Raw genomic sequence first — 23,565 nt, forward strand, 5'->3', positions numbered from 1 at the left:
CGAATGAAAATTCTGATTGTTGAAGACGATACGTTGTTATTACAGGGACTGATACTCGCCGCGCAAACGGAAGGCTATGCCTGCGACGGTGTATCAACGGCCCGGGCAGCGGAGCAATGTCTGGAGACCGGACATTACAGTCTGGTGGTTCTGGATCTGGGTTTACCGGATGAAGACGGTCTGCACTTCCTGAACAGGATCAGGCAGAAAAAATACACCGTACCGGTGCTTATCCTCACCGCCCGCGATACGGTAAAAGACCGGGTCAGCGGGCTGGACGTGGGCGCCGATGACTATCTGGTCAAACCGTTCGCGCTGGAAGAACTGCACGCCCGCATCCGGGCGCTGCTGCGTCGTCATAACAATCAGGGTGAAAGCGAATTAATTGTCAGTAACCTGACGCTGAATATCGGTCGTCGCCAGGTGTGGATGGACGGGCAAGAGATTATCTTAACGCCGAAAGAATACGCGCTCCTGTCGCGTCTGATGCTCAAGGCAGGCAGTCCGGTTCACCGGGAAATTCTGTATAACGACATCTACAGTTGGGATAACGAACCGTCGACCAATACGCTGGAAGTCCACATCCATAATCTGCGCGATAAAGTGGGGAAATCACGTATCCGCACGGTCAGGGGATTTGGCTATATGCTGGTCGCCACTGAGGAAAGCTAAGTGAAGCTGCTGCAATATCTAAAACGACCTCTCCCTCTTCGCCAACGGTTAATACTGACGATCGGTCTAATTCTGCTGGTCTTTCAGCTCATTAGCACCTTCTGGTTGTGGCACGAAAGTACCGAGCAAATACAGTTATTCGAACAGGCGCTGCGCGATAACCGTAACAACGATCGCCACATCATGCATGAGATCCGCGAGGCTATCGCCAGCCTGATCGTCCCCGGCATCTTTATGGTCAGCCTGACGCTGCTGATTTGCTACCAGGCGGTGCGACGTATTACCCGTCCCCTTGCCGATCTGCAAAAAGAGTTAGAAGCGCGGGCAGCCGATAACCTGGCCCCCATTGAAATTCACAGTTCAACCGTTGAGATACAGGCGGTCGTCTCAGCGCTCAACGAGCTGGTGACGCGGCTGACCACCACTATCGAAAACGAACGCTTATTTACCGCCGATGTCGCCCACGAACTGCGCACACCGCTGTCAGGCGTTCGCCTGCATCTGGAATTATTGTCCAAAACACATAAAGTCGATGTTTCGCCGTTAATTGCGCGCCTTGACCAAATGATGGACAGCGTGTCGCAACTGTTGCAACTCGCCCGCGTCGGGCAGTCGTTTTCGGCCGGAAGCTACCAACATGTCAAACTGCTGGAGGACGTGATTCTGCCTTCCTATGACGAACTCAGCACCATGCTGGACCAGCGCCAGCAGACGCTGCTCCTCCCGCAAAGCGCGGCGGACGTTGTCGTACGTGGCGACGCAACGCTATTACGCATGCTGCTGCGCAATCTGGTAGAGAACGCGCACCGTTACAGCCCGGAAGGCACTACTATTACGATCGGCCTGAATACCGAGCATGACGCCGTCATGGCCGTCGAAGATGAAGGTCCAGGCATTGATGAAAGTAAATGCGGGGAGTTAAGCAAAGCGTTTGTGCGGATGGACAGCCGTTTTGGCGGAATTGGGCTGGGGCTGAGCATTGTCAGTCGGATCACCCAGCTACATCACGGGCATTTCTATTTGCAGAATCGTCAGGGAACGAGCGGCACTCGCGCATGGGTGGAATTAGCGAAAGCTCAGTAAGAACTCACCCATACGTACAAAAAGCTGCTGACGATCAGTACGCTACACAGGGCAGTCAAACTTTCATAAATGCGGGTTTTCATGACACTCTCCTCCGAAACTATGAAGGAGAGTTTGCCTGAAAGATATTAAGCCAACCTTAAGTCGCTGTGATAGATCACCATAATGCGCCGGACGGCAGTTGACGCCTTATCCGGCCTACTGAGTACAACGCTACCTGTAGGCCTGAGAGCTGATTACTCATCAATACGCGGATGCTGCTGCACCAGGCGCGAACGCTTAAGCTGCAATTCCGCAATTTCCTGATCAATATCTTCGATTTTATGCTCGATGTTATCGTAGTGCTCACCGAGGATCTCTTTCGCTTCCTGAATATCCGAAGCGGCAGGCGTCGCCCCTTTCAGTGGCTTATTCGCGGTCTCTTTCATGGTGATACCGGTAATTAAACCAACCACCGCAATCACCATCAGGTAATAAGCAGGCATCATCAGATTCTGCGAACTTTCCACCAGCCAGGCAGCCAGGGTTGGCGTCAGACCCGCAACCAGGACCGAGATATTAAACGCCGCCGCCAACGCGCTATAACGAATATGCGTCGGGAACATCGCCGGTAACGTTGAAGCCATCACCCCGGTAAAGCAGTTGAGGATCACCGCCAGCATCAGCAGCCCGGCAAAAATCAGGCCGATGACATTACTGTTAATCAGAATAAATGCCGGAATGGCCAGCACAAATAGCGCAATACTGCCCATAATCACAAACGGGCGACGACCGAAGCGGTCGCTGAGCAGACCCATCACCGGCTGCACAAACAACATACCAATCATAATGGCGATAATAATCAGCACGCCGTGATCTTCAGAGTAATGCAGGTTATGCGACAGGTAGCTCGGCATATAGGTGAGCAGCATGTAATAGGTAACGTTGGTGGCAATCACCAGGCCGATACATGCCAACAGGCTGCGCCAGTGTTTGGTAGCAATCTCTTTAAAGGAAACCTTCGGACCTTCCTGCAGACCCTCACGGTCGCCCTGTTCCAGTTTATCAACGTGCTGCTGGAACGCCGGCGTCTCTTCCAGCGCATGACGCAGGTACAGACCAATCAGCCCTAACGGCAGCGCCAGGAAGAACGGAATACGCCAGCCCCACTCAAGGAAATTTTCCTCGCCGACAATGGTTGAAATCAGAACCACCACGCCCGCGCCCAACACAAACCCGGCGATCGAGCCGAAGTCCAGCCAGCTCCCCATAAATCCACGCTTACGGTCAGGCGAATATTCCGCGACAAAAATCGACGCCCCAGTGTACTCTCCGCCGACCGAGAATCCCTGTGCCATCTTACATACAAGCAGCAGAATCGGCGCCCAGATACCAATCGAGGCATACGAGGGAATAAGACCGATACAGAAGGTACTGATCGACATAATCACAATGGTGATAGCGAGGATCTTCTGACGACCGTATTTATCGCCGAGCATACCGAAGAACAATCCGCCAAGCGGTCGAATCAGAAAGGGAACAGAGAAGGTGGCGAGCGCGGCAACCATCTGCACGCTGGGGTCAGCCCCCGGGAAGAACACTTTACCTAATGCGTAAGCAACAAACCCATAAACACCAAAATCGAACCACTCCATCGCATTACCTAACGACGCAGCGGTAATGGCTTTTCGCAACTTTCCGTCATCAATGATGGTGACGTCGCGCAGCGTAATGGGTTTTATTTTTTTCCTTTTTAGCATACCAGTCCTCTTAGACTTAGCCCTGTCGCGCACAGTTCGACGCTCCTAACGCAACATGCGCTAAGGTCATCGCCGAGCGGGGAATGCACAGACGCAATCCCTGTAACAAGCGTAGCAGGTTTACTTACACTGGCTGGAAACGAGCAGTACAACCGAACCTGTTGACGCCTGATTGGGCGGTTAATGACCTCTTTACCCTAACAGTGTTTAAATTTGTGATCAACTTCACACATGGTATTTCATTTCGTCAACCTGCGTAAATAAGGTCATTCTGAGTCAACTTTTTTACATGTCATGCTTGCGATTTACTGACAATTAAATACAAGAATAAATCGCTTTATTGCACCAACAATCACAGCGGTCACTATTATTCTGCTAGCAAAAAAACCACCTAATCACTTCACAAAAAGATCACAGCTTTTTTAATAATCAGAGCGCTTGAGAACTTTTGCGCGGAATATGTGATGAAGATAACTAAAACATCGTTTTATTTTGATTGAATCAATGTTCCCATGAATGCAAACTAATTCCAGACGCAATATCCCTGGGAGCAGTAACACGCTCAACGTATGCCGCGTTAGATTCTATAAAACAAAGAGATAGCGATTACCTTTGTTAAGAAATTTTAGTAACCATTTGAATTTATTAATTTTTAACTCCTTGCGCATATAGTGCCTGCGACAAGATATGAGGACGTTTATGAAAATTAAAGCCACGATTGAACGCATCCCCGGCGGAATGATGTTGATTCCCCTGTTATTAGGCGCAGTGTTAAATACCTTGGCTCCCGATACTGGCGCGTATTTCGGATCGTTTACCAAAGGCATGATCAGCGGAACGGTGCCTATTCTGGCGGTGTGGTTTTTTTGTATTGGCGCATCTATTGATTTACGGGCAACCGGTACAGTATTACGTAAGTCCGGTACGTTGGTCATCACCAAAATAGCCGTGGCGTGGGTAGTGGCAATGATAGCCGCGTCATTTATTCCTGATACCGGTATTCAAACCGGGTTCTTTGCAGGGCTTTCGGTACTGGCAATTGTTTCCGCAATGGATATGACCAACGGTGGTCTGTACGCCAGCCTGATGAACCAGTACGGAACGAAAGAAGAGTCCGGCGCATTTGTATTAATGTCTCTGGAATCCGGTCCGTTGATGACGATGGTAATCCTTGGTTCAGCGGGCCTGGCCTCCTTCGAGCCACACCATTTTATCGGCGCGGTATTACCGTTCCTGATTGGCTTTACGCTGGGTAACCTGGATCATGATCTACGTTCTTTCTTCAGCAAAGCCACGCCGGTACTAATCCCGTTCTTCGGCTTTGCGCTGGGAAATACCATTAACCTGAGCGTCATCGTTGATACCGGTCTGTTGGGTATTCTGCTGGGCGTCGCGGTAATCGTTATCACCGGTATCCCGCTGATTATTGCTGACCGCGTTATCGGTGGCGGGAACGGTACGGCAGGTGTGGCAGCCTCTTCTGCGGCAGGCGCTGCGGTGGCAAACCCGGTGATTATCGCCCAGATTAACCCGGCATTTGAACCGGTTGCCGCCTCCGCCACGGCGCTGGTTGCTGCCAGCGTGATTGTCACCGCCATTTTGGTGCCGATTATCACCGCGCTGTATGCCAAACGCTTTAATAAAAACCTGGTCGCCAACGAGACGGCGGCAACCCCGGCAGATACTCTGCACCACTAACTCTGCCTTAGCCTCACTGACCGTCCCTGCTCAATTGATGAGTGGGGGCGGTGCAAAAATCTCCTCAACCATCGCATCAACCAGACGTTTTGCCGAACACAATCGCGGCATTCCCAACGCCACATTTTGCCAACGCTGCGTCACAGACCAGCTCACCGGATGGCGCTGCGCATCACACCAGTCGCCTAACCAACTCAACATATCGTTGTGCTCGCCCGAGCCGCCGACCGTCGGCGCGCTGAGCCAATGATGATAATAATGACGCGTAGCGGGCGCCGCATTCACGCTGTCTGCCAGCGTCTGAGCAGCCATGATGCGCAGATTGTCTTTAAGCATTGAGACCACATCGGCATTCGCTAACCGGCAGGCGTCACCGAAAGCGCCCCAGCGCAGTTCTTCCAGCGCGACAAAACAGCGCCCGGGTAACGACCAGCCGTCATACGCCCCAGCTCGCCAACGGGTAAAAATTTGCTCGCTGTGTTCACCCGCCTGAACCGTCAGGCCGCGTTGCGTCAACGCCTTCTCCTTATACGCGCCGCGTTGAGTGAACCCGTCCATAAGCGAATTTATCTGCTGTATGAGACCGGGGGTGGACAGCCCCCGCGGATGTTCGGTCTGTTGCAAAAACATTAGCCCTTCAGCGATGCGCACCAGCGCCAGATGGCCTGGATCGATCATGCCTGCCAGCTTCTCCACCAGCTTCAGACGCATCACCAGGTGCTCGCTGGACACGCCCGCCATCACCCACGCACTCAGTTGCGTCTGGGATAGCACCTCCTGCGTCAGGCGTGCACGCAACCGCTGCTGCTGTTGCAGAAAACCGCCGGAACGTTTGGTTTCATCTCCTTGAACCAGATCGACCATAAACTTCGGGTAGACACACTCCAGCGTCCGCCCGGGGCCTTCCAGTAACACGTTAGTCATGTGTGCTCAGTTGCAAAAAGGGTGTTGATATCGTCGCGCAGCAAGCGGGAATCTTCATAAAGCCATGCCGCCATCGTAATGCGATGCTGCAATTGTTCATTCAACGCATTCACCGCAGACTCATTTTGCTGGCGCAGAGTCAGGCTCTCACGCAGGCTCGCCTGTAATTGCGCCAGACACAGTGAAAAATCAGCAAAAAACGTGGCCATGCCTGCCGTAACGGAAATATCGACCTGAGCAACTAAAGCTTTACGAATTTGTTGGCAAAACTGGGTAACGTAATGCACAAGACTCTTGTGCAGCGCGCCCATATCAATGAGATAACGCGTTTTTGTTTCGACGTAATCATTCCACCCCCAGTTGGGTTGGTTCAGCCAACGGGAGAAGGTGTCACGCACCACACCGCCAGTAGTCGACGCATTTTCCGCCGGAATATCCTGCTCAATGGCCTCATTGAACAACTGGCGGGTATTGAAGTTAAACATCGCCGCATGAAACGCAGGAAAACGGATCCGCGCACGAAATCCGGCGTGATTCAGCTCCTCTTTCACCCGCAATTCAATGGGGTGCATAGCGTCATTGAGAGCCCGGGACAGGGTCGACTCAAGCTGCTCAAAACGTAGCGCTAAATCCCGGCTAATACTCTCCTGCGCTGCCAGCAATACCCCTTCACAGGAGGAGCGCATTTTATCTAAGACAATTTTTGCCTGCCCTTCATCATGCAGCACCAGCATTTCACCCGCCATTTCAGCCGTTATAGCGCCTGATCCCTGACCGTGCGGTGACATCATCAGGACGTTTTCTTTGACAAAAAACGTATTGATGCCACACAGAATCTCAGTCTGTTGCTCATTGAGATAGGCCGCGGCAGACGCCAACGCCAGTTCTACCTCATGGTTAACTTCATCGCTCACTCGCCCCTGGCTCACCTGTAACTGCTGCATATCCTCTTCAATATGCGTAATGTTCAGCCGCAGTTTTTCATAGGCCACCGTTAATCCATGGGCGCGAAACTCCAGATATTCGTGCGCGCTTTGCGCATAGTTTAATAACTTATGCGACGCGGAACGTAGCGCATATAGCGAGGCATTGGCGTGAGCGGCATGAATCACTTTCTGGATCGGCTGCTCAAACAGCGAATCTTCCCACAGTAAATCGGCGGCATGACGGATATGCTCCGTATCCTCAAGATCGGTGGTACGCCAGCGTCTGCCAAGCGCCGCTTCGGCAAAATCCTGTACCCAGCGTTGCACCTGATGATCCGGCAACCGCCCACGGGTGGTTAGCTCATGACGCGCTCTGTTCGCCAGATAGCCCCACATCGAAGAAACCGGATAGATCCGCTCAGGGGTGATTCCGCCTTGCATCAGCGTGCCAGATATCAAGGCCCGCACCTGCTCTTCATCATCACTGTTGCGGTCTTTCTGATCGAATTTGTTGACCAGCGCGTACAGCGGCACTGATTTCCCAACCGCCATAATCGACCGCCGGACTTCTTCATCGGAAATCGACTTCAGTTGGGTGTAATCCATCACCGCCAGGACCGCAGAAGCCCGCGCCAGCTGTTCATTCAGCATTTTTTGTAAGTGCGGTTGTCCGGCCTCGTTCGGCCCCGGGGTATCCAGCAGCGTTAATTGCCCCGGATAGCTTGCCTGTCCGGCCAAATGGACAAATTCGACCTCGATAACCGGAATATGCTCAATCGCGGCATAGGCGGCAAAAGGAAAATCAGCCTCCAGCGCTTTTGACAAACGCACCAGGTCATTCAGGCTTTTAAGACAATGGAAAATAGGCTGGGCGCCAAGATAATACCGTTCAAATGCCACGCCGTTTTCAATATGCTGCAGCAGGACGTTCATATCCTTATCAATTTCCAGCGTCTGCGTAAGACGCTGGCGATCGCATGCCCGCATACGCTGCTGTAAAACTTTCATTAAGGCGTCGATCGGCGCGACATGCGAAAAATGCAGCACCGGCTCTTTCTGCCCCGGCGTATGGCGAATAAGCGTCGGTAACGCCGTCATCGGGCGATTGCGATTAGGTAAAACTTCTGTGCCGACAATCGCATTAATCGTCGTCGATTTTCCCGCTTTCATGGTGCCAACGATGGCCAGCACCATTTCCAGACGCGTAATCTTGCGCAGTTCATTATTGAGCGTTGCTTGCTGGACATCCATGCCACGCACGCTGAAATGCAGGGGCTGAACAACCTGTCTGCTGTGCTCTCCATGTTGTAGCGCGACATCATCCAACGACGTGATGGGCAATTTTTGTAATTGCCGGAGATGTTCAAGAGAGAGCATCAGCAAGCGTTCAGCTTCCTGACTTAATTCATATATTGTCTGTGTGTGCATGGAAAATTTTTCCTTAACGCAAATGGCATTGCTTTTATTTAGCCTAATCGTTTTATTTATAGATTTTCGGCTTTTATAATTACGTGTAGAAATAATTAAAATCGAAACAACCAATTGATATTATTAAAATAAATTTGGCATATAACCGCTGGCCTGATGCCTCTCACTTATGTAATAAGTAAGAAAGATAAACAGCGTAGTTCAGTTTTATAAAATCCCCGCTGAATTCCCCTACTAAAATTAAGGGGGCAGGAGATATTCAATCATCAGGACGTAGACACCCGTAAGCGGTGTTACCTATGAATATCAGTTATTTCGCCTCACCTTATCTTAAATAACCTGGGGTAGCAATTTCCCTTAAAAAATATTGCGCCATACTTCATTGATGTGAAAGCAAAGGATCTTTACAGCAGATCATTTTGCTTTATCGCGCAGTAGTCCCGACAAAAGCAGGGATTTTATGTATAATTGCGGCCTTTTTCGGCAATCTGCCATTTTTTGGGCGCATTTGCCCCTGCTGACTTTTGAGGAAATCGACATGTCATTACCACACTGCCCACAATGCAACTCCGAATACACTTACGAAGATAACGGCATGTTCATCTGCCCGGAATGCGCTCACGAATGGAACGATGCTGAACCGGCTCAGGACAGCGACGAGCTCATCGTTAAAGATGCTAACGGCAACCTGCTGGCCGACGGCGACAGCGTTACCGTAGTGAAAGACCTGAAGGTAAAAGGTAGCTCTTCAATGCTGAAGATCGGTACCAAAGTAAAAAACATTCGTCTGGTGGAAGGCGACCACAACATCGATTGCAAAATCGATGGCTTTGGCCCAATGAAACTGAAATCAGAGTTTGTGAAAAAGAACTGATGCAAATTGCCTGATGGCGCTGCGCTAATCAGGTCTACGTCAGCTCATCTGCCAGGCGGGAAGCTCATACTTCCCGCCTGGTTTATTTTTGCAGACGCTAACTACACTTAACTGGTTTCTTTTACCTGAGGTAAAGATCATGCCGTTAAGTCCCTATATCTCCTTTGCAGGCAACTGCGCAGACGCCATCGCCTACTATCAAAAAACATTAGGCGCCGAGCTTCTCTACAAAATCAACTTCGGTGAAATGCCCAAATCGGCGCAGGACAGTGAAGAAGGTTGCCCTTCAGGAATGAAATTCCCCGATACCGCCATCGCCCACGCCAACCTACGCGTTGCGGGCAGCGACATCATGATGAGCGATAGCGCCCCCGATGGAAATGCCCACTACTCTGGCTTTACACTGGTGCTCGACACGCAAAATGTCGACGAAGGTAAGCGCTGGTTTGATAACCTCGCGGCAAACGGAAAAATCGAAATGGACTGGCAGGAAACCTTCTGGGCCCACGGTTTTGGTAAAGTGAGCGACCAGTATGGCGTGCCGTGGATGATCAACGTCGTCAAACAGCAGCAACCTACCGAGTAATCCAACGGGAGGCTTGCCCTCCCGTACTGTCATTAAAAATCGCTCAACTCTTCATCGTCAAGTAACCATCCCTTAACGAAAGCGTCACATTGATCCGCCACGATGGGGCCACTTTTTTAGGGAGGCCGCATCATGCAAACGATTATCCGCGTCGAGAAACTCTCCAAATCTTTCAACCAGCATCAGGCGCTCAATGCGGTTGATCTGAGCATCTGTTCCGGTGAGATGGTGGCTCTGCTTGGGCCGTCTGGCTCCGGCAAATCCACCCTTTTACGTCATTTAAGCGGTTTGATCACAGGTGATAAATCGCCCGGTAGCCACGTCGAGCTGCTGGGTCGCACCGTTCAACACGAAGGTCGGCTGGCGCGCGATATCCGCCAAAGCCGCGCCCACACCGGCTACATCTTCCAGCAGTTCAATCTGGTGAACCGTCTGACGGTGCTGGAGAACGTGCTGATTGGCGCTCTCGGCAGCACGCCATTCTGGCGCACCTGTTTTAGCTGGTTCAGTCAGGAGCAGAAACAACGCGCGCTCCAGGCGCTGACCCGCGTTGGCATGGCGCACTTTGCGTATCAGCGCGTTTCTACGCTTTCGGGCGGGCAACAGCAACGCGTCGCTATCGCCCGGGCGCTGATGCAGCAGGCCAAAGTGATCCTGGCCGATGAGCCAATTGCTTCGCTGGACCCGGAATCCGCACGCATCGTAATGGATACCCTGCGCGACATTAACCAGACCGACGGCATCACCGTGGTCGTCACGCTGCACCAGGTGGATTACGCCCTGCGCTATTGCGAACGCATTGTCGCGCTGCGCCAGGGCAACGTCTTCTTTGATGGCAGCAGCCAGCATTTTGATAACGATCGATTTGACCATCTCTATCGCAGCATGAACCGCGTCGAACAGAACGCGCAAGCTGCCTGACATCCCCACAATGAGGAATGGAAATGAGCTATAAGACAGTTGCCGCGCTGGCCTTTACCAGCATGTTTAGTCTCAGCACCCTGCTCAGCCCGGCCCATGCCGAAGAGCAGGAAAAAGCGCTGAACTTCGGCATTATTTCGACCGAATCACAGCAAAACCTGAAGCCGCAGTGGGAACCGTTCCTGAAGGACATGGAAAAATCCCTGGGCGTGAAAGTGAACGCCTTCTTCGCCCCGGACTACGCCGGGATCATCCAGGGAATGCGCTTTAACAAAGTCGATATCGCCTGGTACGGCAACCTCTCGGCAATGGAAGCGGTGGATCGCGCTAACGGACAAGTGTTTGCCCAGACCGTCGCCGCCGACGGATCCCCGGGTTACTGGAGCGTGTTGATCGTTAACAAAGATAGTCCGATCAACAACCTGAACGATCTGATCGCCAAACGTAAGGATCTGACCTTCGGCAACGGCGATCCCAACTCCACGTCAGGCTTCCTCGTCCCCGGCTACTACGTCTTCGCCAAAAACAACATCTCCGCCAGCGACTTCAAACGCACCGTTAACGCCGGACACGAAACCAACGCGCTGGCCGTCGCCAACAAGCAGGTCGATGTCGCCACCAACAACACCGAAAACCTCGACAAACTGAAAACTTCCGCACCGGAAAAACTGAAAGAGCTGAAGGTGATCTGGAAGTCACCGCTGATCCCGGGCGATCCGATCGTCTGGCGTAAAAACCTCTCCGAAACCACCAAGGACAAGGTGTACGACTTCTTTATGAATTACGGCAAAACGCCGGAGCAGAAAACCGTACTGGAGCGTCTGGGCTGGGCGCCGTTCCGTGCCTCCAGCGACCTGCAACTGGTGCCAATTCGTCAACTGGCGCTGTTTAAAGAGATGCAGGGCGTGAAGGACAACAAAGGGCTGAACGAGGAAGAGAAAACCAGCAAAACCTCAGCGCTGAAAGCGCAGCTCGACGACCTGGACCGTCTGACCGCCGCGCTGGGCGCCATGACCAGCGTCACTAAAGCTGTGCAGTGATTTGTAGGCCGGATAAGCACAGCGCCATCCGGCCTACAACGCAAACACACGTACCAACGGAGCTAAACATGCAAACCATCACCGTCGCCCCGCCCAAACGTAGCTGGTTCTCGCTGCTGAGCTGGGCCATTCTTCTCGCCGTGCTGGTGGTCTCGTGGAAAGGTGCCGAAATGGCGCCGCTCACGCTGATCCAGGATTCTGGCAATATGGCGACCTTCGCCGCCGACTTCTTCCCGCCGGACTTCAGCCAGTGGCAGGACTATCTCGGTGAAATGGCCGTCACCCTGCAAATCGCCGTCTGGGGGACCGCCCTCGCCGTTGTACTGTCGATCCCCTTCGGCCTGATGTGCGCCGATAACCTCGTGCCGTGGTGGATTTACCAGCCGATGCGCAGAGCGATGGACGCCTGCCGCGCCATCAACGAAATGGTCTTCGCGATGCTGTTCGTGGTCGCCGTCGGCTTAGGTCCATTCGCCGGGGTGATGGCGCTGTTTATCCACACTACCGGGGTGCTCTCCAAACTGCTTTCCGAAGCGGTAGAAGCCATTGAGCCAGGTCCGGTAGAAGGCATTCGCGCTACCGGGGCTAACAAAATTGAAGAGATCCTCTACGGCGTTTTGCCGCAGGTGATGCCGCTGCTGATCTCCTACTCGCTGTACCGTTTTGAGTCCAACGTTCGCTCGGCCACGGTGGTCGGCATGGTGGGCGCGGGCGGTATCGGCGTGACCTTATGGGAGGCGATTCGCGGCTTCCAGTTCCAGCAAACCTGCGCCCTGATGGTGTTAATCATCGTCACCGTCAGTCTACTGGATTTCCTTTCCCAGCGTTTGCGTAAGCACTTTATCTGATTAGCGAGGCATTGATTGCTATGCACTTGTCTACACATCCGACCAGTTATCCAACGCGTTATCAGGAAATTGCCGCAAGACTTGAGCAGGAGCTTCGTCAACATTATCGCTGTGGGGACTATCTCCCCGCCGAGCAGCAGCTTGCCGCACGCTACGAGGTGAATCGCCATACCCTACGCCGCGCTATTGACCAGTTGGTTGAGCGTGGTTGGGTTCAACGTCGCCAGGGCGTCGGCGTGCTGGTGCTGATGCGCCCGTTTGATTACCCGCTCAATGCCCAGGCGCGTTTTAGTCAGAACCTGCTGGACCAGGGTAGCCACCCCACCAGTGAAAAACTGCTGGCGGTGCTGCGCCCGGCCTCCAGCCATATTGCCGACGCGCTCAGCATTAACGAAGGCGACAACGTTATTCACCTGCGTACTCTGCGCCGGGTCAACGGCATCGCCTTGTGCCAAATCGACCACTATTTTTCCGACCTCACGCTGTGGCCGCTTATGCAGGGCTTTAACAGCGGTTCGCTGCATGACTACTTACGCGAAGAGTCCGGTCTGACACTCCTGCGCACGCAAACGCGCATCAGCGCCCGCCGGGCCCAGGCCAAAGAGAGCAAGGTGTTGGAAATCCCCAATATGGCGCCGCTGCTGTGCGTGCGCACCCTGAACCACCGTGAAGGCGAAAAGCAGGCAGCGGAATACTCCGTCAGCCTGACCCGCGCCGACATGATCGAATTCACTATGGAGCACTGAATGCATTTCGATACCGCCACCCGCCAGCGCTGGATGCGCGCGCTGGCTTATAGCAATGCCGATGCCCTGAGTGCCCGCATCAACGCGCTCAAACTGACGCCGGACTATGAACTTATCCGCGCACCGGAATGCGGACTGCTGCAAATCCAGGCCCGCATGGGCGGCACCGGCAATCGCTTCTTTGCTGGCGACACCACGCTCACCCGCGCGGTGGTGCGCCTGAAGAGCGGCACGCTGGGTTACAGCTACCTGCTGGGACGTAACAAACACCATGCCGAGCAGTGCGCGGTAATTGACGCACTGCTGCAGGAACAAACGCATTTCCAAAGCTTAATGGAAACCTTGATTGCCCCGCTGGAAGCGGAACGCGATGCGCTGATTAGCGCACGCCGTGCCGAAATCAACGCCAGCCGGGTCGACTTCTTCACGCTGGTACGCGGAGATAACGCATGACCTTACAAACCGCTTTTAATTTACCCGTTCAGGATGCGCAGCAGAGCTTTCGTCGCCTGCTGAAGGCCATGAGCGAGCCGGGCGTGATCGTCGCCCTGCATCAACTGAAACACGGCTGGCAGCCGCTGGGTCTGGCAACCACCAGCGTGCTGCTGACTCTGGTTGATGGCGACACGCCGGTCTGGCTGGCGCCGTCGATGGATAACGATATTGCCCGGCAGAATCTGCGTTTTCATACCAACGCGCCGCTGGCGGATCAGCCGCAGCTGGCGGCATTTGCCGTCGCCGACGAACGCATCAGCAGCGAACAGCTAAACGCCCTCTCCGCCGGTTCCGCCGTCGCGCCAGAGACCAGCGCCACGCTGATTGTTCAGGTCTCTGGCTTAAGCGGCGGACGCATGCTGCGTCTGACCGGCGCCGGTATTGCCGAAGAACGCATGATCGCGCCCCAACTGCCGGAATGCCTGATTCACGAACTCACCGAACGCCCGCATCCGTTCCCGCTGGGAGTCGATCTGATCCTCACCTGCGGCGAACGCCTGCTGGCTATTCCGCGAACGACTCATGTGGAGGTGTGCTGATGTACGTCGCCGTAAAAGGGGGCGAAAAGGCGATAGCCAACGCCCACGCCCTGCAGGAAAACCGACGCCGGGGCGAGAAGACCATTGCCGAACTGAGCGTCGCACAAATCGAACAGCAGATGAACCTGGCTGTCGACCGGGTGATGACCGAAGGCGGCATCGCCGACCGTGAACTGGCGGCGCTGGCGCTAAAGCAGGCCAGCGGCGATAACGTCGAAGCCATCTTTTTACTGCGTGCCTACCGCACGACGCTGGCAAAAGTGGCGGTCAGCGAGCCGCTTAACAGTGCAGGAATGCGCCTTGAGCGCCGAATCTCGGCGGTCTACAAGGACATCCCCGGCGGGCAGTTGTTAGGTCCTACCTACGACTACACCCATCGCCTGCTGGATTTTACCCTGCTGGCCAATGGTGAAACGCCGCCGCTGCGCTGCGCGGATAGCACGCAGGATGCCTCCCCGCACGTCTTTTCCCTGCTGGCAAAGCAGGGGCTGGCAAAACGCGAAGAAGACAACGGCGACGCACCCGACGATATCACTCGCACACCTCCGGTTTATCCGTGCTCGCGTGCCTCACGCCTGCAACAGCTGATGCGCGGCGACGAAGGCTATCTGTTGGCACTGGCCTACTCCACCCAACGCGGTTACGGACGCAACCACCCGTTTGCCGCCGAGATCCGCAGCGGTTACGTAGCACTGGAAACCGTACCGGAAGAGCTGGGATTTGCGGTAAACGTCGGCGAACTGCTGATGACTGAGTGTGAAATGGTCAACGGCTTTGTCGCGCCAGAGAACGAATCTCCCCATTTTACCCGCGGCTACGGGCTGGTGTTCGGCATGAGCGAACGTAAAGCAATGGCGATGGCGCTGGTGGACCGCGCCTTACAGGCAGTCGAATACGATGAAACGGTCACGGGACCGGCGCAGGACGAAGAGTTCGTGCTGGCGCATGCGGATAACGTCGAGGCGGCGGGTTTTGTATCGCACCTCAAGCTCCCCCATTACGTCGATTTCCAGGCCGAACTGGAACTGCTCAAACGCCTGCAACAGGAGGCCGCCCGTGACCGCTAACCTCTCCGGCTACAACTTTGCGTATCTTGATGAACAGACCAAACGCATGATCCGCCGCGCCATTTTAAAAGCGGTAGCCATCCCCGGCTATCAGGTGCCGTTCGGCGGACGCGAAATGCCGATGCCCTACGGCTGGGGCACAGGCGGCATTCAACTTACCGCCAGCGTGATTGGCGAACCGGACGTGCTGAAGGTGATTGACCAGGGCGCGGACGACACCACCAACGCGGTGTCGATCCGCAACTTCTTCAAACGCGTGACGGGCGTGGCGACGACGGAGTGTACCGAAGACGCCACGCTGATCCAGACCCGCCATCGCATCCCGGAAACCCCCTTGGTGGAAGATCAGATAATCATCTTCCAGGTGCCAATCCCTGAGCCGCTGCGCTTTATTGAACCGCGCGAAACGGAAACCCGCACCATGCACGCGCTGGAAGAGTACGGCATCATGCAGGTGAAACTGTATGAAGATATTGCCCGCTTCGGCCATATCGCCACTACCTACGCCTATCCGGTGAAGGTCAATAACCGCTACGTCATGGACCCGTCGCCCATCCCGAAATTCGACAATCCGAAGATGGACATGATGCCGGCCCTGCAACTGTTTGGCGCAGGTCGCGAAAAACGCATCTATGCCGTTCCACCTTACACCCGCGTAGAGAGCCTCGATTTCGACGATCACCCGTTTACCGTGCAGAGCTGGGATGAGCCTTGCGCCATCTGCGGCTCTACCCACAGCTATCTCGATGAAGTAGTGCTCGATGACACCGGCAAACGCATGTTTGTCTGCTCCGACACCGACTACTGCCGCCAACAGAGCGAGGCTCTCAGCAAATGACGCAACCGCTGCTTTCAGTCAACAACCTGACTCATCTCTACGCGCCGGGCAAAGGCTTCAGCGACGTCTCGTTTGACCTGTGGCCTGGCGAAGTGCTGGGTATCGTCGGCGAGTCCGGTTCCGGCAAAACCACCCTGCTGAAATCAATCTCTTCACGGCTGACGCCGCAGAACGGTGACATTTTGTATCAGAACCGTTCGTTGTACGGCATGAACGAGGCCGACCGCCGCCGTCTGCTGCGCACCGAGTGGGGCGTGGTGCATCAGCATCCGCTGGATGGCCTGCGCCGTCAGGTTTCCGCAGGCGGCAATATCGGCGAACGCCTGATGGCCACCGGCGCGCGCCACTATGGCGACATCCGTGCCACCGCACAGCGTTGGCTGGAGGAGGTGGAGATCCCTGCCTCACGTATCGACGACCTGCCGACCACCTTCTCCGGCGGGATGCAGCAACGCCTGCAGATCGCCCGCAACCTCGTCACCCACCCAAAGCTAGTGTTTATGGATGAACCCACCGGCGGGCTGGACGTGTCGGTACAGGCCAAACTGCTGGATTTGCTGCGTGGCCTGGTGGTGGAACTGGATCTGGCGGTGGTGATTGTCACCCACGATCTGGGCGTGGCGCGTCTGCTGGCGGACCGTTTGCTGGTGATGAAACAGGGTCAGGTGGTGGAAAGTGGGTTAACCGACCGCGTGCTCGACGACCCGCATCATCCGTATACCCAGCTGCTGGTGTCATCCGTATTGCAGAACTGATTTTTTGTTGTGCCCGATGGCGCTGCGCTTATCGGGCCTACCTGGATCGCACTTTTGTAGGCCGGATAAGGCGCAGCCGCCATCCGGCAAAAAATCTCGAGGCAAAAATGATTCGCGTTGAAAACGTCAGTAAAACCTTCGTGCTCCACCAGCAAAACGGCGTACGTCTGCCGGTGCTGCAAAACGCCACTCTGGCAGTGAAAAGCGGCGAATGCGTGGTGCTGCACGGCCACTCCGGCAGCGGAAAATCCACGCTGCTACGTTCGCTGTACGCCAACTACCTGCCAGATGAAGGACACATCCACATTCGCCACAGCGATGAATGGGTCGATCTGGTGCAGGCCCCGGCGCGCAAAGTGCTGGAAGTACGCCGTTCAACCATCGGCTGGGTGAGCCAGTTTCTACGCGTGATCCCAAGGATTTCCGCGCTGGATGTGGTGATGCAGCCGCTGCTGGATCTCGGCGTATCCCGTGAAGAATGCGCCGCGAAAGCCGCCAGCCTGTTAACACGTCTCAACGTGCCGGAACGCCTGTGGCACCTTGCGCCATCGACCTTTTCCGGCGGCGAACAGCAGCGCGTCAACATCGCCCGTGGGTTTATCGTCGATTACCCGATTCTGCTGCTCGATGAGCCGACCGCCTCACTGGACGCCAAAAACAGCGCCGCCGTCGTCGCTTTAATTGAAGAAGCGAAAGCCCGCGGCGCGGCCATTGTCGGTATTTTTCACGATCAAACCGTGCGCGACCGCGTAGCGGACCGCCTGCACCTGATGGGAACAACCGCATGATTATCAACAATGTAAAGCTGGTTCTGGAAGATGAAGTGGTGCAAGGATCGCTGGAAATTGCGGGCGGGTTTATTCGCGCCTTTGCCGAAACCCAGAGCCGTCTGCCGGAGGCTTTAGACGGCGAAGGCGGCTGGCTGCTGCCAGGATTAATTGAGCTGCATACCGATAATCTGGATAAATTCTTCACCCCGCGTCCGAAGGTCGACTGGCCTGCCCACTCGGCGATGAGTAGCCATGACGCGCTAATGGTCGCCAGCGGTATTACTACCGTGCTGGATGCGGTGGCGATTGGCGACGTGCGCGACGGCGGCGATCGGCTGGAAAATCTGGAGAAGATGATCAACGCCGTGGAAGAGACGCAAAAACGCGGGGTCAATCGCGCCGAACACCGCCTGCATCTGCGCTGCGAATTGCCGCACCACACTACACTGCCGCTGTTTGAAAAACTGGTCGGGCGCGAGCCGGTGACGCTGGTTTCACTGATGGATCATTCGCCGGGCCAGCGCCAGTTCGCCAATCGAGAAAAGTACCGCGAGTATTATCAGGGCAAATATTCGCTCACCGACGAGCAGATGGCCCGCTATGAAGAAGAACAGTTAGCGCTGGCGGCGCGTTGGTCACAGCCCAATCGCACGGCGATTGCCCAGATGTGTCGTGAGCGCCAGATTGCGCTGGCGAGCCATGATGATGCCACCCATGATCATGTGCTGGAATCGCACCAGCTTGGCAGCGTGATCGCCGAATTTCCCACCACCTTCGAAGCGGCTGAAGCCTCGCGTCAGCATGGTATGAACGTACTGATGGGGGCGCCCAACATCGTGCGCGGCGGTTCTCACTCCGGCAACGTGGCGGCGCATAAGCTGGCTGAACTGGGGCTGCTGGATATTCTCTCTTCCGACTACTACCCCGCCAGCCTGCTCGATGCGGCATTTCGCGTAGCGGATGACGACACCAACCGCTTTACGCTGCCGCAGGCGATTCGTCTGGTGACCCGCAATCCGGCGCGGGCATTGAATCTCGACGATCGCGGCGTTGTTGCCGAAGGTAAACGGGCGGATCTGGTGCTGGCACATCGCAAAGGCGGCAACATCCATATCGACCACGTCTGGCGTCAGGGCAAAAGGGTATTCTGACTATGGGGAAACTGATCTGGCTGATGGGGCCATCCGGCTCTGGTAAGGACAGTCTGCTGGCAGAACTCCGCCTGCAGGAACCCGCGCAACTGCTGGTGGCGCATCGATACATCACCCGTGCCGCTAACGCCGGGAATGAAAATCATATTGCGCTGAGTGAACAAGAATTTTTTACCCGCGCCGGGCAGAATCTGCTAGCGCTGAGCTGGCACGCGAACGGCTTCTACTACGGCGTGGGCGTGGAGATTGACCTCTGGCTGCACGCCGGTTTTGATGTGGTGGTCAACGGATCGCGCGCCCATCTGCCCCAGGCGCAGGCTCGTTACGGCGCGTCGTTACTTCCTATTTGCTTACAGGTCTCCCCAGCGATTCTACGGCAGCGTCTGCAGGCGCGTGGGCGGGAGAGTGAAACGGAAATCGCCGCCCGCCTTGAACGCGCGGCCCGCTACGCGCCGTATGACTGCCACGTCCTCAACAATGATGGCAGTTTGCTACAGTCTGTCGATACACTGCTCGCACTGATGGGACGCAAGGAGAAGAAACATGTCTGTCTGTGAATTACGCCGCGCCACGCTCTACGATACCGATGTGGTTTACGCGCTTATCTGTGAACTCAAGCAGGGACAATTCGATCACCAGGCCTTTAACGCCGGATACGCCGCGAATCTGCAAGATCCTAATATGCACTACCAGCTGGCGCTGCTCGACGGGCAGGTCGTCGGCTTGATCGGTCTGCACCTGCAGTTTCATCTGCACCACGCCAACTGGATTGGCGAGATTCAGGAACTGGTGGTGATGCCACAGGCGCGAGGATTAACGGTAGGCAGCCAACTACTGGCCTGGGCCGAAGCCACCGCGCGCGAAGCAGGCGCAGAAATGACCGAGCTTTCCACCAGCACCCAACGCCTTAACGCGCATCGTTTTTACCAGCGCGAAGGCTATACCCAGAGCCATTTTCGCTTCACCAAACCGTTGTAGGAGGAGCCATGAGTCTGACCATTACGCTGACGGGAACCGGCGGCGCGCAGCTGGTGCCGGCATTTGGCTGCGACTGCGCGGCCTGTCAGCGGGCGCGCTTACAGGCGCAATACCGTCGACGCCCCTGTAGCGGGGTGGTCAAATTCAATCATGCGGTGACCCTGCTGGATGCGGGGATCCCGCATCTGATGGACGACTGGCCAGCAGGCAGCTTTCAGCAGTTTCTGCTGACCCACTATCATATGGATCATGTGCAGGGGTTGTTCCCGTTGCGCTGGGGCGTAGGGGCGAATATCCCGGTGTACGGTCCGCCGGATGAACAGGGTTGCGACGATCTGTTTAAGCATCCCGGTATTCTCGATTTTAGCCATACCGTTGCGCCGTTCGTGGTATTTGACCTGCAAGGGTTGCAGGTGACGCCGCTGCCGCTCAACCATTCAAAGCTAACGTTTGGCTATCTGTTCGAGACCGCGCACAGCCGCGTGGCGTGGCTCTCCGACACCGCCGGGCTTCCCGATAAGACGCTGAAGTTTCTCCACAATAACCCACCGCAGGTGATTATCATCGACTGCAGCCATGCCCCGCGAGCCGAGCCGCCGCGCAATCATTGCGATCTCAATACCGTCATCGCGCTGAACGAGGTTATGCGCTGTCCAAGGGTGATCCTGACGCATATCAGCCACCAGTTCGACCAGTGGTTAATGGAAAATCCGCTGCCGGCAGGCATCGAAGCAGGATATGATGGGATGGAGATTGTGCTGGAGTAACAGCTAACGATCATAATCCTCTTCCATTCTGCGTTCTTCGTCTTCTAACTGACGCCGTTCCTGATCGAGCTGGCGCTGGCGGTCATCCAGTTGGCGACGTCGGTCTTCAAACTGACGGCGGCGATTATCATACTGTCTGCGTCGATCGTCACTCATCTGACGCTGCCAGCTTTCATCACGAGAGTCATCATAATCCCGCCCGTTGTCCGGTTTGTATGCGTCGTTAATCGCCTGCTGAATATTGCCGATGGCGTCATCGATAATATCCGCCTGCGCCGAAACGGTGGTCATCATCAGCAGAGTGAAAAGTAAGAATGTCGTGGAGCGTTGCATAAAACCAGCCTCATCGAGAAACTCGCCCCACGGTAATCAAAGCGAATTTGCGCGGGTAGCGGAGGAATCTCAATTACGCGAATGTCGCAGCGCTTGCGCCAGTTCTGTCCGGGTAAAGGGTTTACGCAATAACGCCACATCCGGCAGCGCTGGGTTATTGGCCGGACGTAAATCCTGACCGCTCATCAGCAGGATGTTCAGCTGCGGATAATGTACCTGAGCATGATTAACCACATCCACGCCGCTTAAACTACCGGGCAGCATGACGTCGCTGATAAAAATATCAATCTCGGATGAAGCCGCCAGCATATGCATCGCCTGTTCCCCGTTTGCGGCCTCTAACGTCAGGTAGCCCAGCAAGTGTAATTGCTCGCACAACGTCTGGCGCACATCAGCCTCGTCCTCAAGCACCAGCACCAGTTTTTCACCGCTGTTCGCCGCATGTACCGCCACCGGTTCTGCCTGAGCCTGCACTGGCACTACGGCGCGAGGAAGCTGCAACCTGACCGTCGTTCCCTGCCCCGGCGCGCTTTCAATCTCCACGCGCCCGCCGGACTGGCGTACAAAGCCGTAGACCATTGATAACCCCAGCCCGCTGCCGCTGCCGGTCTGTTTGGTGGTGAAAAACGGCTCAAAGACCTGAGCTTTCACCTCCTGCGACATCCCGCAGCCCTGGTCGGCGACCTCCAGCATCACCATATCCTGCTTACGCCCATCGCTGCGCGTGACCCGCTGGTTCCAGGTACGGATTTTAATCGTGCCCGCCTGCCCGTCCATGGCGTCACGGGCGTTCATCACCAGATTGATAATGGCGTTTTCCAGTTGGCTGACGTCAATCCACGCAGGCCAGGCGGGAGACTGGGCTTCAATCTCCAGCGTCAGCGTGGCCGGGAGCGAATGGCGCATCAGTTCGCCCAGATTTTCCAGCAGCGTTTTCAGCTCCACCGCATGAGGGTGCAACGACTGTTTGCGCGAAAAGGCCAGCAGTCGCTGGGTAAGCAGCGCCCCGCGCTCGGCGGCTTTAAGCGCCCGATTGACCCGCGGCGCATCGGGTGAGTCTGGGTTCACCAGATCCAGACTGCCAATAATAACCGCCAGCAGGTTATTGAAATCATGCGCTAATCCGCCCGTCAGTTGCCCCACCGCCTTCAGCTTTTGGCTGTGCAGCAGCGCCTCTTCCAGTTCCTGGCGCTCGGTGCGGTCGATTTCCATCTGGCTGGTTTTTTCTTTTAGCAGTCGGGTGGTGTGCTCCAGCGACGCCGTATTCCGGGCAAAGACGCTAAAAGCACGGGCCAGTTCGCCCAGCTCATCGCGCCGCTGCAAGGCCGGAACGCTGACGTCCGATTCGCCGTGCGCCAGCCGGGTCATCGCCTGCGAAATTGCCGTCAGGTTAGAGCCGAGGTTGCGATAGATATACCAACCGGCAAAACCGGTAATCACTACGGCCAGCAACGCAAACACCATAATAAACAACGCGCCGGATTGCAGTTCCTGATGGCTTTGCGCCACCCGCTGCTCAGAAATCAGCGCCACCTGCGAGGCATATTGATTGATATCGCTATTAAGGATCGCCACCAGCGCTTTGATATGAAACATATACCAATTGATCGCCAGATCGCTCTGCTCCAGCGCGGAAGAGAGCGGCTCCAGCTTATACAGTTCCTGATTGAAATCGTTGAGGATTCTGCTTATCAACGGGCTGGAGTGATGTAAAGGCAGCGCGGTCATCACGCTGTCGAGTTGTTTCACCACCGATCGCGGCGTGGGAGTCTCAATGGCGGCAACGATCAAGCGGTCTATTTGCCCCAGCAGCATGTCATCCTGCGCGCCGGTAAGCGTTTGCAGATGGCGCAAATAGCTTTGATTCTGATACAGCGAACTGAGCAGCGCGTTACGTTCCAGATGCCGCAGCTGTCCGCGCTGCAACATCCCTTCTACGCTACTTTGTAACTCATTGCTGCGCTGGATAATACGCTCGACCAGCACCGGCTCCTGCTGAGCCAGCGGCGCGGTAGCCAGTTGTTGCAGCGAATGCTTCAGCGCCCGCTGGGTCTCCTGCAACTGCTCCGCTTCACCTTTGTATTCCAGCGCACCGACCACCTGCGAGAGCCGCACCGCCGCCGTCGCCACATTGGCCGTATCGCGCGCCAGGTTCATGCTGCCGGTCATGTCATCGACAGTTTGCTGCTGCACCTGCTCCTGGATCTGGCTGGCATGCTGAAAGCCCAGCACCGCCACGCCGCTCACCATCAGCGTGACCGCCACCACCAGCAGATTGAAGAACAGCAATCGTCCGCGCGCACTGGCGAAAAAGTGACGTCCCGGTTGCGGCATATCACGCTCCGTGAAGAAAAATCGCAATATGACAAATATGAACGGCTTCTGAC

25 protein-coding genes are annotated in these 23,565 nt (G+C 55.5%); 19 read left to right on the forward strand and 6 right to left on the reverse strand.

Features of this window, described 5'->3' with window-relative positions; all coding sequences use genetic code 11:
* Positions 1-3 precede the first annotated feature (3 nt).
* On the forward strand, positions 4-672 hold the full coding sequence (gene pmrA, locus FDX11_RS11900; protein ID WP_038636427.1) for a two-component system response regulator PmrA: 669 nt from the start codon (positions 4-6) through the stop codon (positions 670-672).
* Positions 673-1,755: a two-component system sensor histidine kinase PmrB gene (pmrB, locus tag FDX11_RS11905; protein ID WP_038636424.1), complete on the forward strand. Its 1,083-nt coding sequence runs from the start codon at positions 673-675 to the stop codon at positions 1,753-1,755. It abuts the gene before it with no gap.
* Here the strand turns inward: pmrB and pmrR are convergent.
* Both pmrR and proP read right to left on the reverse strand, forming a co-directional pair.
* Positions 1,749-1,838 (reverse strand): LpxT activity modulator PmrR, encoded by a 90-nt coding sequence (pmrR, locus tag FDX11_RS25750; RefSeq protein ID WP_038636421.1) that lies wholly within the window; start codon positions 1,836-1,838, stop codon positions 1,749-1,751. The genes pmrB and pmrR overlap by 7 nt on opposite strands.
* A 153-nt stretch (positions 1,839-1,991) precedes the next feature.
* Positions 1,992-3,494, reverse strand: a complete 1,503-nt coding sequence (gene proP, locus FDX11_RS11915; RefSeq protein WP_042312901.1) for a glycine betaine/L-proline transporter ProP — start codon at positions 3,492-3,494, stop codon at positions 1,992-1,994.
* Between the two features lie 699 nt (positions 3,495-4,193).
* Between proP and kdgT the strand changes: the two genes are divergently transcribed.
* Complete coding sequence (gene kdgT / locus FDX11_RS11920) at positions 4,194-5,192, forward strand: 2-keto-3-deoxygluconate transporter (RefSeq protein ID WP_042312904.1); 999 nt, start codon at positions 4,194-4,196, stop codon at positions 5,190-5,192.
* Positions 5,193-5,222: 30 nt separating this feature from the next.
* Here the strand turns inward: kdgT and FDX11_RS11925 are convergent, their stop codons facing one another.
* Both FDX11_RS11925 and crfC read right to left on the reverse strand, forming a co-directional pair.
* Positions 5,223-6,116 (reverse strand): diguanylate cyclase regulator RdcB family protein, encoded by an 894-nt coding sequence (locus tag FDX11_RS11925; protein WP_137397969.1) that lies wholly within the window; start codon positions 6,114-6,116, stop codon positions 5,223-5,225.
* On the reverse strand, positions 6,113-8,470 hold the full coding sequence (crfC, locus tag FDX11_RS11930) for a clamp-binding protein CrfC (RefSeq protein ID WP_061382673.1): 2,358 nt from the start codon (positions 8,468-8,470) through the stop codon (positions 6,113-6,115). The genes FDX11_RS11925 and crfC overlap by 4 nt, the downstream gene beginning before the upstream one ends.
* Positions 8,471-9,008: 538 nt before the next feature.
* Here crfC and FDX11_RS11935 point away from each other — a divergent pair.
* The 16 genes from FDX11_RS11935 to phnP all read left to right on the forward strand — a co-directional run bounded on the left by FDX11_RS11935 (position 9,009) and on the right by phnP (position 20,845).
* Positions 9,009-9,344 carry a zinc ribbon domain-containing protein YjdM gene (locus tag FDX11_RS11935; protein ID WP_003031835.1) on the forward strand — a complete coding sequence of 112 codons (336 nt, stop codon included), beginning with the start codon at positions 9,009-9,011 and terminating at the stop codon, positions 9,342-9,344.
* 139 nt (positions 9,345-9,483) lie between these two features.
* Positions 9,484-9,930, forward strand: coding sequence for a VOC family metalloprotein YjdN (gene yjdN / locus FDX11_RS11940; protein WP_038636411.1), 447 nt, complete (start codon positions 9,484-9,486; stop codon positions 9,928-9,930).
* Positions 9,931-10,062: 132 nt separating this feature from the next.
* Positions 10,063-10,851, forward strand: coding sequence for a phosphonate ABC transporter ATP-binding protein (gene phnC / locus FDX11_RS11945; RefSeq protein WP_038636408.1), 789 nt, complete (start codon positions 10,063-10,065; stop codon positions 10,849-10,851).
* 23 nt (positions 10,852-10,874) lie between these two features.
* Positions 10,875-11,891, forward strand: coding sequence for a phosphonate ABC transporter substrate-binding protein (gene phnD, locus FDX11_RS11950; RefSeq protein ID WP_137397970.1), 1,017 nt, complete (start codon positions 10,875-10,877; stop codon positions 11,889-11,891).
* Positions 11,892-11,959: 68 nt separating this feature from the next.
* The gene (gene phnE, locus FDX11_RS11955) at positions 11,960-12,739 is read left to right on the forward strand and encodes a phosphonate ABC transporter, permease protein PhnE (protein ID WP_038636402.1); all 780 of its coding nucleotides are present in this window, start codon (positions 11,960-11,962) and stop codon (positions 12,737-12,739) included.
* 20 nt (positions 12,740-12,759) lie between these two features.
* On the forward strand, positions 12,760-13,485 hold the full coding sequence (gene phnF, locus FDX11_RS11960) for a phosphonate metabolism transcriptional regulator PhnF (RefSeq protein WP_042312915.1): 726 nt from the start codon (positions 12,760-12,762) through the stop codon (positions 13,483-13,485).
* A complete protein-coding gene (gene phnG / locus FDX11_RS11965) occupies positions 13,486-13,938 on the forward strand; it encodes a phosphonate C-P lyase system protein PhnG (protein ID WP_042312918.1) in 453 nt (150 codons plus the stop codon). It abuts the gene before it with no gap.
* The gene (gene phnH, locus FDX11_RS11970) at positions 13,935-14,519 is read left to right on the forward strand and encodes a phosphonate C-P lyase system protein PhnH (protein WP_137397971.1); all 585 of its coding nucleotides are present in this window, start codon (positions 13,935-13,937) and stop codon (positions 14,517-14,519) included. Before phnG ends, phnH begins: the two co-directional genes overlap by 4 nt.
* Positions 14,519-15,586, forward strand: coding sequence for a carbon-phosphorus lyase complex subunit PhnI (locus FDX11_RS11975; RefSeq protein ID WP_137397972.1), 1,068 nt, complete (start codon positions 14,519-14,521; stop codon positions 15,584-15,586). The genes phnH and FDX11_RS11975 overlap by 1 nt, the downstream gene beginning before the upstream one ends.
* A 46-nt stretch (positions 15,587-15,632) precedes the next feature.
* Positions 15,633-16,424 (forward strand): alpha-D-ribose 1-methylphosphonate 5-phosphate C-P-lyase PhnJ, encoded by a 792-nt coding sequence (gene phnJ, locus FDX11_RS11980; protein WP_061382714.1) that lies wholly within the window; start codon positions 15,633-15,635, stop codon positions 16,422-16,424.
* Positions 16,421-17,179 carry a phosphonate C-P lyase system protein PhnK gene (gene phnK, locus FDX11_RS11985; protein WP_042312925.1) on the forward strand — a complete coding sequence of 253 codons (759 nt, stop codon included), beginning with the start codon at positions 16,421-16,423 and terminating at the stop codon, positions 17,177-17,179. Before phnJ ends, phnK begins: the two co-directional genes overlap by 4 nt.
* Positions 17,180-17,286: 107 nt before the next feature.
* Positions 17,287-17,967, forward strand: a complete 681-nt coding sequence (phnL, locus tag FDX11_RS11990) for a phosphonate C-P lyase system protein PhnL (RefSeq protein ID WP_042312926.1) — start codon at positions 17,287-17,289, stop codon at positions 17,965-17,967.
* Entirely contained in the window at positions 17,964-19,100 is a 1,137-nt protein-coding gene (phnM, locus tag FDX11_RS11995; protein ID WP_042312927.1) for an alpha-D-ribose 1-methylphosphonate 5-triphosphate diphosphatase, read from the forward strand. Before phnL ends, phnM begins: the two co-directional genes overlap by 4 nt.
* 2 nt (positions 19,101-19,102) lie before the next feature.
* A complete protein-coding gene (gene phnN, locus FDX11_RS12000) occupies positions 19,103-19,657 on the forward strand; it encodes a ribose 1,5-bisphosphokinase (protein WP_038636371.1) in 555 nt (184 codons plus the stop codon).
* Complete coding sequence (gene phnO / locus FDX11_RS12005; protein WP_042312929.1) at positions 19,644-20,078, forward strand: aminoalkylphosphonate N-acetyltransferase; 435 nt, start codon at positions 19,644-19,646, stop codon at positions 20,076-20,078. The genes phnN and phnO overlap by 14 nt, the downstream gene beginning before the upstream one ends.
* A gap of 8 nt (positions 20,079-20,086) precedes the next feature.
* Positions 20,087-20,845: a phosphonate metabolism protein PhnP gene (phnP, locus tag FDX11_RS12010; protein WP_042312931.1), complete on the forward strand. Its 759-nt coding sequence runs from the start codon at positions 20,087-20,089 to the stop codon at positions 20,843-20,845.
* 3 nt (positions 20,846-20,848) lie between these two features.
* On the opposite strand, the gene yjdP is transcribed toward phnP, so the two are convergent.
* Together yjdP and FDX11_RS12020 are read right to left on the reverse strand one after the other, a co-directional pair.
* Positions 20,849-21,178, reverse strand: coding sequence for a DDRRRQL repeat protein YjdP (gene yjdP / locus FDX11_RS12015; RefSeq protein WP_042312933.1), 330 nt, complete (start codon positions 21,176-21,178; stop codon positions 20,849-20,851).
* A 69-nt stretch (positions 21,179-21,247) separates the two neighbouring features.
* The gene (locus tag FDX11_RS12020; RefSeq protein WP_137397973.1) at positions 21,248-23,512 is read right to left on the reverse strand and encodes a hybrid sensor histidine kinase/response regulator; all 2,265 of its coding nucleotides are present in this window, start codon (positions 23,510-23,512) and stop codon (positions 21,248-21,250) included.
* Positions 23,513-23,565 lie beyond the last annotated feature (53 nt).

Origin of the sequence: Citrobacter sp. wls714, assembly GCF_005281025.1 — a bacterium.
GTDB lineage: Bacteria > Pseudomonadota > Gammaproteobacteria > Enterobacterales > Enterobacteriaceae > Citrobacter > Citrobacter werkmanii.